The following is an 18060-nucleotide window of genomic DNA, read 5'->3' as shown; positions in this document are numbered from 1 at the left end:
CAAGAAAAGCGGAAGGTGTCGTTTAGCCCCGACAAGCGCATAGATGCGACAGCAATTAGGAATTTTTAACACCTTCATGCACCTGGAGATTGTTTTTCTGTGTAGACTGAGCGTAGGCGCCTTAAAAGGGGTAGCCAAAGCCATCCCTGAGCGCCGAAGCGGATTTGATGGGAATCCATATTTCAACTTACTATATACAATGGGGGAATCGACATGTCTTACAACATTGCTATCGAAAATGGAATTGCTACATTTACAATCAACCGTCCTGAAATGCGCAACGCCATCAACTATGCTGTCATGGATGGGCTCGAACAATTTCTAAATCGTATTGAAAATAATGAAGATGTCGCATATGCCGTTATTACAGGTGCGGGAGATCGGGCATTCTGTTCGGGTGGAGATCTATCTGAATTCCATTCCTTACGTACAGCCGATGAGGCCTATCCAATGCTAAGTAAAATGGCAGGCCTATTATATAGGGTTGCCACACTGCCGATGCCTGTCATTGCGGTCGTCAATGGTGCTGCTGTAGGTGGTGGTTGTGAAATTGCTACATCTTGCGATTACAGGGTCATGTCATCCACTGCGAAGGCTGGTTTCATTCAAGGGACACTTGCCATTACCACGGGGTGGGGCGGCGCTACGCTGCTGTTTGAAAAAGATGGCAAGCATGACCGTGTGTTACGTCTACTTTCTGAAGCCGAGGTGTATACGGCTGATCAAATGCTTGAAACGGGTTGGGCAACAGAGATTTATGAGGGCACTGCTGAAGAAGGACTTCAACGGTTTCTTGCCAAAATGTCTGCTCATCATCCGACTGTCCATCGGGCGTATAAAACGATTGCTATCCGGAAATGGACGGCTGATTTTATTCGTGACCGAATGATTGAAGAATCACGACAATGCTCAATTCTTTGGGGAAGTGATGCACACCATGAAGCGGTGGCGCAGTTTTTGTCGAAAAAATAAAATGTCGCACTAACCGCTGTACATGTCTTATGCATGTGCGGCGGTTTTTGTGTGGCATTGATAAATAACTTTTGACTAGTCGAAATGGCATGAAAAGATGTTTTTTTCAGACAAAGGTTGAAATCGCTTTCATCCATCGTATAAACTAGAGGGGGATGGAGAAATACACATCAAATTGTTTGGGGGATTAATATGGATAAAATACTGATTGCGAATCGTGGGGAAATCGCTCTTAGAATCATAAAGACTTGTAAGCGCCTTGGTATTGGTACTGTCGCTGTCTATTCGGAAGCGGACGCGGACATGCCGTTCGTGAAAGAAGCGGACGAGGCGTTCTTGCTAGGACCTGCACAAGTTCAACAATCCTATTTAAAAGCGGACGATATAATTGAAATTGCGGTTCGTGCCGGAGTCGACGGTATTCATCCGGGCTATGGGCTTCTATCAGAAAATGCGGAGTTTGTACGTAAAGTACAAGCTGCGGGAATCCAATTCATCGGACCTGATGCGGACACAATTGATAAGATGGGTGACAAGATTGGTTCACGTGTGACGATGAAAGCGGCAGGGGTGCCGGTCGTGCCTGGAACTGACGAAGGAATTGCATCTTTGGAAGACGCCGTGCGTGAAGCAGCTGAAATCGGTTATCCGATTATGCTAAAAGCGAGTGCTGGTGGTGGTGGAATTGGGATGGTTCGTTGCGAAGATGAGCAAGCGCTCAGTCAACATTTTCAATCCGTAAAGACTCGTGCGAAAGCGTATTTTGGAGATGATGTTGTTTACTTGGAAAAATTCATAGCAAATGCACGCCATATCGAAGTGCAGATTTTTGGAGACAATTTCGGAAATGTTGTCCATTTGTTTGAACGTAATTGTTCCGTACAACGACGCAACCAAAAAGTGATTGAGGAATCACCATCTCCGCATTTGCCAGAAGAAGCACGTCATAGTCTTTATAAAGCGGCTGTCGATGCAGCAAAAGCGGTTTCTTATAAAAATGCAGGAACAGTAGAATTCATTGTCGATGAAAATAATGAACTGTATTTCTTGGAAATGAATACTAGACTTCAAGTTGAACATCCGGTGACCGAAGAAGTGACTGGTTTTGACCTTGTCGAATGGCAGCTTGAAATTGCGAAAGGCAATAAACTTCCTGTGATTGATCAAACGAACATCAAATCAACGGGCCATGCCATCGAATTCCGTATTTATGCGGAAGATCCGATCAAATTCTTGCCATCACCGGGGACAATTAAGAAACTTGATTGGGGAGATACTGCGGGAATCCGTATTGACTCAGGATATGTTGAGGGTGGGAAAGTGACGCCTTTCTATGATCCACTCATCTCGAAAGTAATCGTCCACGCAACAACACGGGAAGAAGCAATTCAGAAATCGGAAAACTTCCTTTCGAAAGTAGAAATTGAAGGCCTGAAAACGAATATACCTTTCTTCAATAACTTCCTGAAATCTGAAGAATTCATTACAGGTGATTATTCGACATCAGTATTAACTTCATTCAGCAGGGGGTAAGACCCTGCTGAATGAAGTTAATGCCTCCGGCGGATGCCACAGATTTTGAAAGGAGTGAATTGAGCAAGCTCAATTCAAAATCTGGGCGCAAATACGCCGAGGCGTATTTGATCAACTTGGAGCACAAAACAAAAGGAGGAAACAACAAAATGACAGCATTAAAAGCAACGATGGCAGGTACTGTATTTACAGTGAACGCAGCGGTAGGGGAAGAAGTAACGGCGGGACAAGTTATCATCGTACTTGAATCGATGAAAATGGAAATTCCAATTGAAGCTGAAACGGCCGGAAAAGTAGCAACGATTAATGTACAAGTCGGCGATTTCGTTAACGAAGAAGACGTTCTAGCTACAATCGAAGCATAGAAAAGCGGAGACGGCCTGCTAGGGGAGACAGGCATAAGACGGATAAGGAAGGCAGTCTAAGTTCGCGACATCGTGTCGCAACCACTGCATGATCAGCATCCTGCTGACCCAAGCGGTGTTCTTTGCCGCGTAGCTGGGCTGGCTTATGACCTGAGCATCTGGCCGTTGGAGCTAGACATAGAAAAGCGGAGCCGCCTGGAGCTGAACAAAAGGGAAATGCGTAGAAATGGTTGACGAAAGGGGTTTTTAAAATGACTAAAGCAACAGAACAGACGGCTTACAATGAAAAACTGGAAGCGAAACTGCAGGAGGTTTTTGCAGGAGGACATCCGAAATACCATGAAAAGTTGAAAGAGCAGAACAAACTTTTCGTCCGTGATCGATTGGAACTTCTCTTCGATGAAGGCGAATATACAGAAGACGGTAGATTTGCCAATTGTGAAGCAGGGGATTTACCAGCAGATGGTGTCGTTACGGCGATGGGGAAAGTAAACGGCCAGACAGTTTGCGTTATGGCGAATGATTCAACGGTGAAGGCAGGGTCTTGGGGAGCCCGTACGGTTGAGAAAATTATTCGTATCCAGGAAATTGCTGAGAAGAACCGTGTACCAATGCTCTATCTTGTCGATTCAGCGGGAGCTCGTATTACAGATCAGCTTGATATGTTCCCTAACCGTCGCGGTGCAGGGAAGATATTCCACAACCAAGTGAGATTATCGGGTTTCATCCCTCAAATTTGTGTTCTTTTCGGTCCTTCCGCTGCAGGTGGCGCGTACATACCCGCATTTTGCGATATCGTAATTATGGTAGAGGGCAATGCGTCGATGTATTTAGGTTCACCGCGTATGGCCGAAAAAGTAATCGGTGAAAAAGTAACACTGGAAGAAATGGGCGGCGCCCGCATGCATTGTTCAGTGAGTGGTTGCGGCGACGTGCTTGCGGCGAATGAAGAGGAAGCAATTGCGGAAGCCCGTCGTTATCTAGCATTTTTCCCAGCAAACTTTACAGAAAAACCAGCTTTAAAAGAAACGGTGGAGGCGAAAGTTGGTCGGACGCTTGAAGCAATCATTCCGGAAAACCAAAACGCGCCATTTGATATGTACGAAGCGATTGATGCATTGATTGATGAAGGCAGTTACTTTGACGTTAAGAAATTGTTTGCTGGCGAAATTATTACTGGTTTGGCTAGAATCGAAGGACAACCGGTCGGTATCATTGCCAATCAGCCAAAAGTAAAAGGTGGAGTCTTGTTTGTGGATTCTGCAGACAAAGCAACAAAATTCATTACTCTTTGTGATGCATTTTCCATTCCGCTGCTGTTCCTCGCCGACGTTCCAGGCTTTATGATTGGAACGAAAGTGGAGCGTGCTGGAATTATCCGCCACGGTGCGAAATTGATTATGGCGATGAGTTCGGCAACTGTGCCAAAAATCTCAGTGATTGTCCGTAAAGCTTATGGAGCGGGTCTGTACGCAATGGCAGGTCCGGCGTTTGAACCAGATGTCTGTATCGCGTTACCTACTGCTCAAATTGCAGTTATGGGACCTGAAGCGGCAGTAAATGCGGTCTATTCGAATAAAATCGAAGCAATAGAGGATCCGAAAGAGCGGATTGCATTCGTTCAGGAGAAACATAAGGAATACAAAGAAGAAATCGATATTTATAAGATGGCATCTGAACTGATTATTGATGAAATTGTAGCGCCGTCAAGCTTAAGAAGCGTGCTTGCAGATAGATACCGATTCTACAGTACAAAAGATGTTCCGCAACCACCAAGAAAACATCCAGTATATCCTGTATAATCAAACAAAGAACAAAAAAGGGTCCACTGGCATTCAGGTGGACCTTTTCAATTAAAGAAAAACAAGTATAATTTTTTGAAACGGAACAGTGTCTAGCTTCAGGCGCCACCTCCTTGGGTCATAAGTCGTTTTGCTGTGGTGGCTGAAGTGCGCCTCCTCGTGCCTACAGGAAGTAGGTATGCATTGGGGAGGGATTGAACTACATGCCTCCTTGATGCGACAGGACGTCGCGTACTTAGACTACCTTCCTTTTCACTTATGCCTGTAGGGGGCCTACAGGATGTAGGTCATGCAGCTGTTGCCACAGGAAGTGGCGCACTTAAGCTGCGTTCCTTTTAGGCGCCTTACGCTTTTCACAGTGTCTAGACTTCAGGCGCCAGCCGCTCGGGTCATAAGCAATCCAGCTATGTGGCAAAGAGCGCCACGTCGCTGGATCGACTTATGCCTGTCGCGTCTAGACGGCGCCTTACGCTTTTCTCAGAAAGGAGGGAAATATGTGGAGGTAATCATTGCTGGTGCAGGTTCAATTGGCCTCCTGATGGGGTCGTTCTTGTCGGAAGCTGGAATGGACGTAACGTTCTACGTAAAGAGAGAAGAACAAGCTGAACTAATTCGAGCGAAAGGAATTCAACGTATTAATCAAGACAAAACGACTGACGTATTGCGTGTGCATGCGACGACGGATATCCGAAATCTATCGGGTGCAGCGCTTTGGGTTGTTGCGGTCAAATATGCAGGTCTCCGTGACCTCCTTTCAGAAATGCAGGAGACACATATAGTCAATCCTGTTCTGTTTGTTCAGAATGGCATTGGACATTTGGAACTGGTGAAAAACTGTGAATTTCCGCATGTTGCATTTGCGACTGTCGAGCATGGTGCGCGTCGGGTAGATGACCGTACTGTTTCGCATAATGGGGTTGGGTTGGTAACAATCGCAACCGCCCGTGGTGACGACAGACTATTCGATTTGGTTGGACGGGCACATTCGGACATCTTTCCAGTTAAACGTCATTCAGATGCGGAACAGATCCTGCTACGCAAAGTATTGATTAATTGCATGATTAATCCATTAACAGCCATTCTTAAGGTGGAAAATGGGGAATTGCTGATAAATGATTATTGCCTAACCCTTTTCAAAGCTTTGTATGAAGAGCTACTAGGTGCGTTCCCAGAAATGCGGATGATTCTTTCATACGAAGACGTAGCGAATGTCTGTAGAAAAACTGCTTGCAACCACTCGTCGATGCTAGTGGATCGTTTAGCTGGGCGGCCGATGGAAATCGAGACAATTGTCACTGCCGTTATCCGCAAAGCGAATGGACGTAACAAGTCATTGGCGATTCTTGCAACATATGAACAGATGTTGTTTGCCGTTGAGTGGAAAGGGGCAAAGTGATGAATGAAGTGATTGCTACATTTCTAGGAATAATCATTTTGTTTCCGTTCTTTGTTACGATTGCCTTCATGGTTGTTATGCGAAAGATGGGCAAAGCTCCGGCATCTATCCTCGGGCTTGCAGCGGACATCACGACTCCGTTGCTATTTCTAGCGGTCTATGTCGTATCACAGGTAGTATTCGGACAAGAAATATGGATTTACATAATAGGGATTGCAATCATCATTGCTATTGTCTACGCCTTCATTGAACGCAACAAAGTGAAGGAATTCCAAATTGCCCGGCTCCTGCGGAAAACATGGCGATTTTACTTTCTTGTTTTATTGGCCGCCTATATCATTCTTCTAATCACTGGGCTGGTAATGAAAATCGTAGAGTATGTAACATAGGTATCCGTGTTTATTGTGTAGGCGTATATTTTTCAATCCTGTAGCTTGAAATGTTATACTCTGTTCATACCGATAGTTACAAAGGGGCATGAATAATGGAATTAGAATCATTAGTATTACAAGAAAAAAATAAAGTGATGCAATCGTATAATAACGATAAAGAATTTCTACATACTTTTTTTGATTATGAAAATGAAGAAAGCTCTTATCCCGATAGGCTAAAGGAACTTGCAGGTCGTACGTTTGAAAGGCGTCAGCTTGCAGAAACAATCCGTTCATTCATGGAGCCATTTGGAATATCAGCGAATGCTACTAGGCATATTGAAGAACTTGCTGAAAATGCAGTTGCCGTAGTTGGAGGGCAGCAAGCGGGCATTTTAACGGGACCCCTATACTCTGTTCACAAAGCGATATCTGTTATCCTGCTTGCGAAAAGACAGAGGGAGAAACTAGGTGTACCTGTTGTCCCTGTGTTTTGGGTTGCAGGTGAGGATCATGATTTGAATGAAATTAATCATGTCTATACGGAAATGGAAGGCCGCGGGGCGAAACATCAATACCGTGGAAATTTCGTACTGAAGCTGATGGCATCCGATGCGGAGTATGACAAACAAGTGATGGCATCGTTAGTGAAAGAAGTTTTTGGCAAGTATGGTGAAACGGCATATACAAAAGACTTGTTGGATGAAGTCCTTGGTGCTGTGGAGCAGGAAAGCTCGTTTACACAGTTTTTCGTTAGGCTCATGAACGGTCTATTCAAAGAAGAAGGTCTATTATTCATCGATTCAGCATTCATACAGTTACGGGAGCTCGAAAAACCCTATTTTGTTCAGTTAATTGAAGAATCTGAGCACCTTGCTGAAGCAATTTCAAACAAGGAAGAACTGTTTGCAGAAAAAGGGTTTGGTTCTCCGATTGATGCTGAAATGGATGCAGCAAATCTCTTCTACATTCATGACACGGGTAGAGTTCTGCTTTCAAGAAAAGATGGTTTTTTCGTCAATGACAGTTCAGGTCTCCGGTTTTCAAAAGCCGAGATACTGAGAATCGCTAACGAAGAACCTTGGCTATTGAGCAATAATGTCGCGACAAGACCGCTGATGCAGGACATGGTCTTCCCGGTACTTGCATTCGTTGGAGGACCCGGAGAAATTGCTTATTGGGCAGTCTTGAAAGAGGCGTTCCATCATCTAGATATGAAAATGCCAATTATTGTACCAAGGATGTCAATGACATTGGTAACACCACAAGTGAAGCATGCGTTAGACGGGAAAAACTTTACGATGGATGACGTCATGTCGGGAGCAGTAGTCACTGCGCGGGAGCAATTCGTGACCGGGTTACAGGATGAACGTTTCGATTTGGTTGTGGATGAAACGGAAAAGATATTGGGCCAGCAGTATGAAAAAATTGCTGAATTTGCAGAGCAGCAAGGACCTATGATGCAAGAGTTGCTCGAAAAAAATCTTCGTTTCCACACAAAACAGTTGGATTATCTTAAAGGTAAAGCAGAAGAAGCAGTATTGTTGAAGCATGACGCGGAACTTCGCACATTCGGCATACTGGAAGGGGAATTGTTGCCTGAGGGCGTGTTGCAAGAACGACTTTACACGCCGTACACCTATTTGAATAGTTATGGACCAACCCTTATCCAGGATCTTCTAGGATTACCATTTGAAATGGACGGGACCCACAAAATCATCTATTTATAAGTGGTGAACTAGAAAGACACTTTTGCAAGCACAGTTTGTGCTGCGGGGGTGTCTTTCTTTAAATTCAGAAAAATCTCACTGAAACAAGTACTATTGACACATTTTCACATGAAAATAGCATAAATGTTAAGAAACTGGTGGAGGAAAGTGGGGGGATGTGGTACATTAATTTCATATAGTGGGGTGAAGAGTATGTTCATGGGCGAATATCAGCATACTGTCGATATAAAAGGTCGCTTGATTGTTCCTTCGAAATTTCGGGAACATTTAGGTGATGGCTTTGTATTGACTCGCGGCCTGGACAACTGTCTCTTCGGTTATCCGATGGATGAATGGAAACGTCTCGAGGAAAAGCTTAAGGCTTTACCCGTGACGAAAAAAGATGCTCGTGCATTTGCAAGGTTTTTCTTCTCTGGAGCAACGGAAGTTGAACTGGACAAGCAAGGTCGCATTAATATTCCGGCATCATTGCTCCAATATGCAAAGGTTGAAAAAGAGTGTGTCGTAATTGGAGTTTCAGGCCGTATTGAAATCTGGTCTAAAGCATTGTGGGATGCCTATTATGATGAATCTGAACAATCGTTCAATGAAATCGCAGAAAATATTATTGACTTTGATTTTTAACTAAAATGAATTTGTGAAAGTGGGCGGTTCCAATTTTTAACCATACAACTGTTTTACTTTATGAAGCCGTCGAAGGCTTAAATATAAAAAATGATGGCATATATGTTGACTGCACTTTAGGTGGAGCCGGTCACAGCGTAGAAATAGCTAAGAAATTATCACCTGAAGGCAGACTTATCTGCTTCGATCAAGACATTACGGCAATTGAAGTGGCGAAAGAAAGATTAAAGGATTATCTTCCTCAAATAACGTTTGTCCATTCGAATTTCAGAAACTTGAAATCTGAATTGGCGAAAATAGGGATTTCAACGGTGGATGGCATTCTTTATGACTTAGGTGTTTCATCACCTCAGCTAGACACAGCCGAACGTGGATTCAGTTATAATTTGGACGCGCCACTTGATATGCGTATGGATACGGATGCGCTATTAACTGCGTATGATGTTGTTAATGATTGGTCGTATGAAGACTTGGTCCGCATCTTTTTCCGTTATGGTGAAGAAAAATTCTCGAAAAGAGTTGCACGTAAAGTAGAAGAAGCAAGACAGCAATCCCCAATCCAAACCACTGCCGAACTTGCTGAACTGATCAAGCTTAGCATCCCAGCGGCAACAAGACGGACGGGCGGACATCCCGCGAAAAGGGTGTTCCAAGCAATCCGTATCGCTGTGAACGATGAACTTGGCGCGGCTGAGGATTCTTTAACGGATGCGATTACAGTACTTAACCCTGGAGGACGTATTAGCGTCATCACGTTCCATTCATTAGAAGACAGATTGTGTAAAACGATTTTCAAAGAAGCTTCTTCTTTACCGGATCTTCCACCGAATTTACCTGTAATACCGGAAGGCATGGAACCAATACTGAAATTAGTAACAAGAAAACCGATAATACCAAGCGAAAAAGAGATAGAAGAGAATAAGCGGGCAAGATCCGCTAAGCTCAGAATTGTAGAAAAGAAATGAAAGGGGAAATTTGTGAATGGCATTAGAACAGAGAGAATTCCAAACGTCATATATTCGTGAACTTGAAACGCCAGTAGTTCCAAGAAAACAGCCTCAAGTACGACCTTCTCGGAAAGTCTTTTCTGTCGGGGAGAAATTCCTGTTCGTGCTGTTTGCAACAATTCTTGTCCTATTCTCAACAATGATTCTACATACACAGGCCCAAATTAATGATACAAACAGGGAAGTGCAATTGCTTGGAAAGGATGTTTCAGAAACAACAAAACAAAATATGGAATTGTCCATCCTAGTGAAAGAAAAATCTACATATGATCGGATATGGAAGAAAGCGAAGGAACTTGGCTTGAATCCAAACGAGAACAACGTAAAGGTTGTGTCTGGACAATGAAAAAAAAGTTTCGATTCCAATGGGGAGCCTTTCTGATGTTTTTGGTATACGGAGGGCTCTTTTTCCTTTTGTTTGGAAGAATAGTATTCATTCAAGCAACGGGACAAGCGGAAGGAAAAGTGATGGCGACGCTTGCTGAGTCGAAATACGCGAGAGAATCGGAATTGAAAGCGGATCGGGGAACGATTGTTGATCGAAACGGAGAGCTTATTGCCTCCGATACGTTGAGTTACCGACTCATTGCCGTATTGAGTGAAAAAGCAAGCAAAGATTCTAAAAAACCATTGCATATCACTGATATTAATAAAACGGCTGAAGTGCTTGCTAACTATATTCCCCTTGAAAAAGATGCAATTGTATCTCGCCTGACGAATGTGAAAGCAGATACATATCAAGTTGAATTCGGAAAGGCTGGCCGTGATATTAGTCACGAAACTGTTTTGGCGATTAAAAAGCAGGAACTGCCTGGACTCCTTTTCATTGAAGACCAAACAAGATATTATCCGAATGGAGTTTTTGCGTCGTATTTAGTCGGCTTTGCTATGAAGGAAGAAGATAGTGAAAAAAATATAACAACTGTCGGGAAAATGGGCTTGGAGAAAACATATAATAAAGAGTTAATCGGCACTGATGGCAAAGTAAACTTCAAATCGGATAACTTTGGCTTCAAGTTACCGAAAGCAGAAGAAGCAATTGTCCCAGCCAAAGACGGCTATGAAATTCAGTTGACACTCGACAAGACCATTCAAAACTTCATGGAAGATGCGATGAATCGCGTTGAAAGTGAGTATTCACCAAAAAAAATACTGGCTGTAGTAGCGGATCCGAAGACGGGGAAAATACTAGCAATGAGTCAGCGTCCTGCATTTAATCCATCTACCCGTGAAGGGCTTACGGAGAACTGGTTGAATCAGGCTGTTGAAACGACAATCGAACCGGGCTCTACAACTAAAATGTTCACAGTAGCTGCGGCGATTGAAGAAAAAAAGTGGGTTCCGACTGACTTCTATAAATCTGGTAACTATTCACTTTACGGTGATACGGTTCGTGACCACAATATTACAGGCTGGGGCTTTATTTCTTTTTTGGAAGGCTTCCAGCGCTCTTCGAACGTATCGATGGCTTATTTACTCGAACGGATGGGCGATAAAACATATATCGAGTATTTACGGAAATTTGGATTCGGAGAAAAAACCGGAATTGATTTGCCAAATGAAGCATCAGGTAGAATTCTAGATACATATCCAATCGAACGATTGACAACTGCATTTGGTCAAGGTTCAACTGTTACGTTAATGCAGATGGTCCAAGCGGCAACAGCGATTGCCAATGACGGTGTTATGATGAAGCCGTATGTGATCGATAAAATTACTGATCCCAATACAGATAAAGTCATACAGGATCAGAAACCAGAGGAGAACGGAAGTCCGATTTCTGCTAAGACAGCAAAAGAAGTAAGGAAATTACTTGCTTCGACAGTTACGTCTGAATATGGTACCGGTAGAAAGTTTGCACTTAATGGCTATACAGTAGGCGGTAAAACGGGTACTGCTGAAATTCCAAATCCATCAGGAATAGGCTATCTAGCTGGACACGGGAATTATCTGTATTCATTTCTCGGTATGGCACCAGCAGAAGATCCCCAGTTGTTAACGTATGTACTTGTACAGCAACCGAAACTGAAAGTGGGAGAGATCGGTTCTGATCCGGTTTCGAAACTATTCACCTCTATTATGGATAACAGTTTGCGCTATATGAACATTGTTCCCAGTGGAGAAGATATAGTTGAACCAACTGTTATTGGTGACTATACTGGAAAAGATTCGTCTGAAGCAATCGTGAAATTGCAAAAAGACGGCTTTGTCCCTGAAATCATTGGTGAGGGTGGAAAAATCGATATACAATATCCGTATGCCGGTACGAAACTTGCGGAAGGGTCAGTCGTCCTATTGCAGACAAAAGGTGTCACAGCATTGCCTGACTTCACTGGATGGTCAAAAAAAATGGTGCTTTCGTATAAACTGTTATCCGGGCTTGATTTACGGCTTAACGGAGATGGGTATGTAACTGAGCAAAGCCTTTCAAAAGGGGCTGTAATCGGATTAGAAGATCCAGTTGTTATTAAGTTGCAGTCGCCATCTGAGATCCATAAACCTATAGAAGAAGAAGCTGAAGAAGAGAGTGTTGTAGGTGGCTAACGAATAGCCGTCCGTGTCACATCATACGTTGATAGAAAAACGAGAGGTGTGTAACCGCTGCGGAAGTTTATACAATTGCAATCTAAAAAAAGGTTACGAGCAGTATTTGTCATATTTTTAATCTGTTTAGGAATGGTCGTTGCCAAGCTATTCCATGTACAAATCATTAAACATGAATTGTTAAAAGAACGCGCGGAAGCGAACTGGGATCGTGAAATCCCATTCGGAGGAGTACGCGGGGACATTGTAGACCGCAATGGGGGCCTGATTGTAGGCAACAGGCTAGCGCCGACCTTATATTTTATGCCGTCCCAAAATCATGAAATAAAAAGTTCAGCAATGGCAATGGCATCCATTCTTGGCGTTAATGCAGCCGATTTGGAAAAAAAAATGTCCGAAAAAGCATATATGGTGAAACTGGCGCCTGAAGGGAAAAATATAACAAAAGAGCAAGCAGATGAAATAGCCCTTCTGCAAATAGATGGATTGTATACTGGCGTTGATTTTGCAAGGCATTATCCAAACGGGGAGCTACTATCTAGGTTGGTTGGCTTTACGGGTTATGATGGGAATGGATTGGCAGGTATTGAATACGCATACGATGAAATCCTACAAGGAACGGGTGACAAGATTCGTTTGTACACGGATGCTAAAGGAATTCCGCTTCCGCATGTGGATGATGGTTTTAAGACAGGGGCAAAGGGAGCAAACGTAGAATTGACAATTGATTTACGTATGCAGGAAATTGTGGAGCGTGAAATGTTGCAGGCGATGGAAAAGTATGATGCCACTCAAGCGCTTGCCATTGTCATGAACCCTAAAACAGGCGAATTGCTTTCGATTGCCTCCGCACCGACATTTCATCCAGCGGAATATCAAAATGTAGACCCAAGTATTTACAATCGTAACTTACCTGTTTGGATGACCTTCGAGCCGGGTTCGACATTCAAAATTCTAACGCTTGCTGCAGGACTCGAAGAGAAAGTCATTGATCTTCATAAGGAACATTTTTACGATCCTGGCTATTCAATGGTCGGAAAAGCGAGATTACGCTGTTGGAAAAGAGAAGGCCATAAGGATCAGACATTTCTCGAAGTCGTTGAAAATTCATGCAATCCTGGATTTGTTGAAATTGGCCAGCGATTAGGGCCGGAAAAGTTAAGCAAATACATCAAGGACTTCGGTTTTGGAGAATCAACGGGATCAGGAATTGCAGGCGAATCAAAAGGAATTCTTTTTTCTGAAAAAAACTTTGGTCCTGTTGAACAAGCGACAACCGCATTTGGTCAAGGTATCTCGGTGACGCCGATTCAACAAGTTCAAGCTGTTGCCGCGGCGATAAATGGCGGTTATCTTTATCGTCCGTATATCGTAAAGGAAATTACAGATGATAAGGGAAAGACACTTCAATCATTTAGTCCGGAAATGCAGCGACGGGTAATCAGTGAGGAAACATCCAAGCAAGTAAGGGAAGCGCTAGAATCGGTTGTTGCAAATGGTTCTGGCCGTAATGCGTTTACAGATGGACTGCGTGTTGGCGGAAAGACTGGAACTGCACAGAAAGTTGTCGATGGTGTTTATAAAGACGGTGATTATATCGTTTCGTTTATCGGATTTGCACCAGCGGATGATCCTGAACTTCTCGTCTATATCGCGATAGATAGTCCCAAAAACTCCATTCAGTTCGGGGGCGTCATAGCAGCTCCTATAGTAGGTCGAATCATTGAAGAAATCGCCCCGCTAGCCGGCATTACCGGCAGGGAAGGGCAAATCGAAAAGGAATACAGATGGGGAGACCCAATAACTCATCGAGTTCCCGATCTTACGGGAATGACAAAAGGAAAAATCGCTAGTCAATTGTATACGTATCGTATTGAGTGGCACGGTTCTGGGGAACAAGTTAAATACCAGTTACCCCTCGCTGAAACATTAATCACGGTTGATGATGTTATTCATGTTTACACTGAGTAACCAATTAAATGCAAAGTCTGATGTAGCGCAAATAAGTGGCTACATCAGAAGGTAGAAGGAGAAAAAGTTTATGACACTTGTCACCACATTGACGGCCATTGCGGTCGCGTTTACCATTTCACTATTATTGGGATTTGTTATTATTCCAGCCCTTAGGAGATTGAAGTTTGGGCAGAGTATCCGGGATGAAGGCCCCAAAACTCATCAGAAAAAGGCTGGTACACCTACGATGGGCGGGCTTATTTTCATAGGTTCAATTATCATTTCGACGCTCGCCCTTTCATACATATATGACGTGCTGACGACACAGACGATTGTCTTGTTGCTCGTTTTTGTAGGTTTTGGCATCATCGGTTTTCTAGATGATTTTATAATCGTCGTTTTGAAAAGGAATCTTGGGCTCACGTCTATTCAAAAGCTGATTGGCCAAATTATAGTTGCAGTGGCTGCATTCTTCCTTTTGAAGTTAGGACCGTTTGATACTGCAGTGCAAATTCCTTTCACTGAATTTGAAATTGAGCTGGGTGTATTCTATGTTGCATTCCTCATTTTTTGGCTTGTTGGATTTTCCAATGCAGTGAATTTATCCGATGGACTAGATGGCCTTGTGGCTGGGACATCGTCTATTGCTTTTGCTGCTTTCGGCGTGCATGCCCTTATATATGGCCAACATGATATTGCAGTCTTTGCTTTTGTTGTTACAGGAGCAATGCTTGGCTTTTTGGTTTTCAATGTCAAACCGGCAAAGGTATTTATGGGGGATACGGGATCCTTGGCACTAGGTGGGGCACTTGCAATGATTTCAGTTTTAATTAAACAGGAATTCCTACTTGTCATCATTGGAATTGTATATGTCATTGAAACACTTTCTGTTATTATCCAAGTCATTAGTTTCAAGACGACTGGTAAACGGGTGTTTAAAATGAGTCCGATTCACCATCATTTTGAATTATCGGGTTGGTCCGAATGGAAAATTGTACTTGTTTTTTGGGGAGTCGCGTTTTTGGCGGCAATAGTCCCTGTCTTGTTGGAGGTGATGTAAGTGAAAAACGCCAATCAGTTTAACGGAATGAATATACTTGTTCTTGGTCTAGCAAAAAGTGGCTGTGCTGCATCATCACTATTGCATGCAGCTGGTGCTCATGTAACGGTTAATGATGCATCACCAGAAGCGGGTAATGAAGAGGCGGCAGGGCTTCGCTTGAAAGGAATCCGAGTTATATGTGGCGGTCATCCTGCTGATATTCTTGACGCGGGATATGACATCGTTGTGAAAAATCCAGGAATCTCTTACAGTAATTCAGTTGTTGTCGAAGCAATCAGTAAAGGAATTCCGGTGTGGACAGAAATTGAACTTGCTTACAGGATAAGTGAAGCACCCATTGTAGGAATTACAGGGTCAAATGGTAAAACAACAACAACAACATTGCTGTACCATATGCTTAATATTGGCAGTAAGCAACCACTTATCGCGGGGAATATTGGCACTGTCTCATGTACTGTTGCCGAAAAAGCTACGAAAGAAAATATCATTGTCTTAGAGGCCTCGTCCTTTCAACTTATGGGGACAGATACGTTCCGACCTAAAATAGCCATTTGGACGAATTTGTATGATGCACATCTCGATTATCATGGGACTTCTGAAGCGTATGCGGAGGCGAAATTCGGTGTTTCGAAAAATCAAACTGCAGAAGATTACTTTATCTACAACAATGATCAGCCGGAACTTAAGAAGTATGTAGCTCGCTCAACCGCTGCGAAAGTACCTTTTTCTTTAACTGGAATGAAAGAAAAGGGTATATCGGCAGATGACGAGCAAATATACTGGAATGGGCAACCTTATGTATTGAGATCCGTCATCAAGTTACCGGGACAGCACAATCTTGAAAATATTCTTGCTGCAACTGCGGCTGCAATCCTCTTAGGGTGTGACAAAAAAGCAATCGAAAGTGTGTTAAGTTCCTTTACCGGTGTACGTCATCGGATGCAATACGTTAAGGAATTAAATGGCCGGAAGTTTTACAATGATTCTAAGGCAACGAATACGCTAGCTACGAAAAGTGCATTAGCGGCGTTCAATGTACCGACTATCCTTATTGCTGGCGGGTTGGGTCGGGGACAGTCATTTGAAGAGTTACGGCCTTACATGGACAATGTAAAAGCAGTTGTCGCTGTGGGAGAAACTGCAAGGGAGTTTTCGGAATTTGCAGCGTCATGCGATGTAGAAATAATCATAACTGCCGCGGATGTGAAGGATGCTGTGCGGAAAGCCTACCCGCTTACTGTAGCCGGGGATATTATCTTGCTTTCCCCAGCTTGTGCAAGTTGGGATCAGTATCCAAGTTTTGAAGCTCGGGGAGACCAGTTTATAGAAGCGGTTATGGAATTGTAGGAGTTAATGGGGATGTTTGGATCCTGGAGATTGTTCAGTATATGCTTTGGTACCCAGTGTGTGGTGTCAGTAACAGGCACAACGCATTTTCCTCATACTACTTGTGACTGTTTTAGCTGTGTAAACTGAGCGAAGGCGCCTTACAAGGGGCAGCCGAAGCCCTTAGGTTGACAGGCATCCCCGAACGCCGTAGCGAATTCAATAGGGTTCTGTATTTCAACTTATATAGTCATTTACATGATTCAGCAAATTTGCGGAAGGATGCGTTCACTGGAAGCTAAGTTGAAAACGTCATTTATCGTTTCTGCCGTAGCCCTATCATTCATCGGATTGGCTTTTGTCCATTCCGCTGGTTCGTATTGGGGAGCGGTCCATTATGCTGACTCCTCGCCGTTCATCGTGAAACAAGCAATTTATATGGCAGTGTCAATCGGCATTGCCCTTGTAATTATGAAAAGTCCTCTGACATCGAGTCCGAAAACATGGACGTTTGTTTATTGGGTGACAATCCTGTTACTCGTTGCTGTGCTTATTCCGGGGATTGGCGCAGTGAGGAATGGATCTCAAAGCTGGATCGCACTTGGCCCATTTAGTATTCAACCTGCCGAGTTCGTCAAAGTTGCACTTATTGGGAAGCTGGCATGCAGTATGAACAAAATTCATGGAAAAGGAATATTTCGGTTTGGCCACTTCGGATTGATCTTGTTACCTGCTGCCCTTATCATGCTGCAACCGGATCTTGGTTCTGCCGTTATTATGATTGTCTCAGCGTTCGTTATTCTGTTCATTGCAGGCTACCCACTAAAATTTTTCGCATTTCTTGGTTTCGCAGGTATAGGTGCCTTTGTAGCGCTGATTGCCGCGGCGCCTTACAGGTTGGATCGTATCAAATCGTATATCGACCCATGGAGTGACCCACTTGGTAAGGGCTTCCAAGGAATTCAGTCGTTGTTTGCGATTGCGCCTGGAGGATTGGTTGGTCATGGTTACGGCAATAGCCGCCAAAAGTATCTCTATTTGCCTGAACCGCAAAATGACTTCATTTTTTCGATTATCGCGGAAGAATCGGGATTCATTGGGGCGACGTTGGTGTTGTTGCTATTTGCCGTTTTGTTGGCTTCAACTTTCGGAATCGCAATTAGAACGAAAGGACGGCATGCATTTCTGATGGTTGCAGGCATGGGTTCGATGATCATTTTTCAAACGTTCTTGAATGTCGGCGTTGTATCAGGGCTTTTGCCCGTAACAGGTGTCACTTTGCCTTTTATAAGCTATGGAGGCTCATCATTGATGACGACGTGGATAGCGGCTGGGACCATCATGCATTTTACAGTGGGTAGAAAATCTAGTTGA

The 18060-nt window shown here is 43.6% G+C and carries 15 protein-coding genes; all 15 read left to right on the top strand.

Annotation, left to right across the window (positions count from 1 at the left end; all coding sequences use genetic code 11):
- Positions 1 to 213: 213 nt before the first annotated feature.
- The 15 genes from H2672_RS10875 (at position 214) to ftsW (ending at position 18060) form a co-directional block, all read left to right on the top strand.
- The gene (locus tag H2672_RS10875; protein ID WP_186671329.1) at positions 214 to 972 is read left to right on the top strand and encodes an enoyl-CoA hydratase/isomerase family protein; all 759 of its coding nucleotides are present in this window, start codon (positions 214 to 216) and stop codon (positions 970 to 972) included.
- Positions 973 to 1164: 192 nt separating this feature from the next.
- Positions 1165 to 2505: an acetyl-CoA carboxylase biotin carboxylase subunit gene (locus tag H2672_RS10870; RefSeq protein ID WP_186671328.1), complete on the top strand. Its 1341-nt coding sequence runs from the start codon at positions 1165 to 1167 to the stop codon at positions 2503 to 2505.
- Between the two features lie 149 nt (positions 2506 to 2654).
- Entirely contained in the window at positions 2655 to 2870 is a 216-nt protein-coding gene (locus tag H2672_RS10865) for a biotin/lipoyl-containing protein (protein WP_186671327.1), read from the top strand.
- A gap of 251 nt (positions 2871 to 3121) precedes the next feature.
- Positions 3122 to 4672, top strand: a complete 1551-nt coding sequence (locus tag H2672_RS10860; RefSeq protein ID WP_186671326.1) for an acyl-CoA carboxylase subunit beta — start codon at positions 3122 to 3124, stop codon at positions 4670 to 4672.
- Positions 4673 to 5168: 496 nt separating this feature from the next.
- Positions 5169 to 6068 carry a ketopantoate reductase family protein gene (locus H2672_RS10855; protein WP_186671325.1) on the top strand — a complete coding sequence of 300 codons (900 nt, stop codon included), beginning with the start codon at positions 5169 to 5171 and terminating at the stop codon, positions 6066 to 6068.
- The gene (locus H2672_RS10850; protein WP_186671324.1) at positions 6068 to 6457 is read left to right on the top strand and encodes a DUF3397 family protein; all 390 of its coding nucleotides are present in this window, start codon (positions 6068 to 6070) and stop codon (positions 6455 to 6457) included. Before H2672_RS10855 ends, H2672_RS10850 begins: the two co-directional genes overlap by 1 nt.
- Before the next feature lie 95 nt (positions 6458 to 6552).
- Positions 6553 to 8169, top strand: coding sequence for a bacillithiol biosynthesis cysteine-adding enzyme BshC (bshC, locus tag H2672_RS10845; protein ID WP_186671323.1), 1617 nt, complete (start codon positions 6553 to 6555; stop codon positions 8167 to 8169).
- A gap of 192 nt (positions 8170 to 8361) precedes the next feature.
- The gene (gene mraZ, locus H2672_RS10840; RefSeq protein WP_186671322.1) at positions 8362 to 8793 is read left to right on the top strand and encodes a division/cell wall cluster transcriptional repressor MraZ; all 432 of its coding nucleotides are present in this window, start codon (positions 8362 to 8364) and stop codon (positions 8791 to 8793) included.
- Between the two features lie 32 nt (positions 8794 to 8825).
- The gene (gene rsmH / locus H2672_RS10835) at positions 8826 to 9758 is read left to right on the top strand and encodes a 16S rRNA (cytosine(1402)-N(4))-methyltransferase RsmH (protein ID WP_186671348.1); all 933 of its coding nucleotides are present in this window, start codon (positions 8826 to 8828) and stop codon (positions 9756 to 9758) included.
- A gap of 16 nt (positions 9759 to 9774) precedes the next feature.
- Positions 9775 to 10146 (top strand): cell division protein FtsL, encoded by a 372-nt coding sequence (gene ftsL / locus H2672_RS10830; RefSeq protein ID WP_186671321.1) that lies wholly within the window; start codon positions 9775 to 9777, stop codon positions 10144 to 10146.
- A gap of 35 nt (positions 10147 to 10181) precedes the next feature.
- Positions 10182 to 12344, top strand: a complete 2163-nt coding sequence (locus H2672_RS10825; protein WP_186671320.1) for a penicillin-binding protein — start codon at positions 10182 to 10184, stop codon at positions 12342 to 12344.
- Between the two features lie 57 nt (positions 12345 to 12401).
- Positions 12402 to 14315: a penicillin-binding transpeptidase domain-containing protein gene (locus H2672_RS10820; RefSeq protein ID WP_483315864.1), complete on the top strand. Its 1914-nt coding sequence runs from the start codon at positions 12402 to 12404 to the stop codon at positions 14313 to 14315.
- A 70-nt stretch (positions 14316 to 14385) separates the two neighbouring features.
- Complete coding sequence (gene mraY, locus H2672_RS10815) at positions 14386 to 15357, top strand: phospho-N-acetylmuramoyl-pentapeptide-transferase (RefSeq protein WP_186671319.1); 972 nt, start codon at positions 14386 to 14388, stop codon at positions 15355 to 15357.
- Positions 15358 to 16707, top strand: a complete 1350-nt coding sequence (gene murD / locus H2672_RS10810; protein ID WP_186671318.1) for a UDP-N-acetylmuramoyl-L-alanine--D-glutamate ligase — start codon at positions 15358 to 15360, stop codon at positions 16705 to 16707.
- Positions 16708 to 16968: 261 nt separating this feature from the next.
- Positions 16969 to 18060: a putative lipid II flippase FtsW gene (gene ftsW, locus H2672_RS10805; protein ID WP_186671317.1), complete on the top strand. Its 1092-nt coding sequence runs from the start codon at positions 16969 to 16971 to the stop codon at positions 18058 to 18060.

The organism is Sporosarcina sp. BP05 (genome assembly GCF_014282005.1).
GTDB lineage: Bacteria > Bacillota > Bacilli > Bacillales_A > Planococcaceae > Sporosarcina.
Note: the sequence above shows the minus strand (reverse complement) of the source record. Positions and strands in the feature narration are given on the sequence as shown.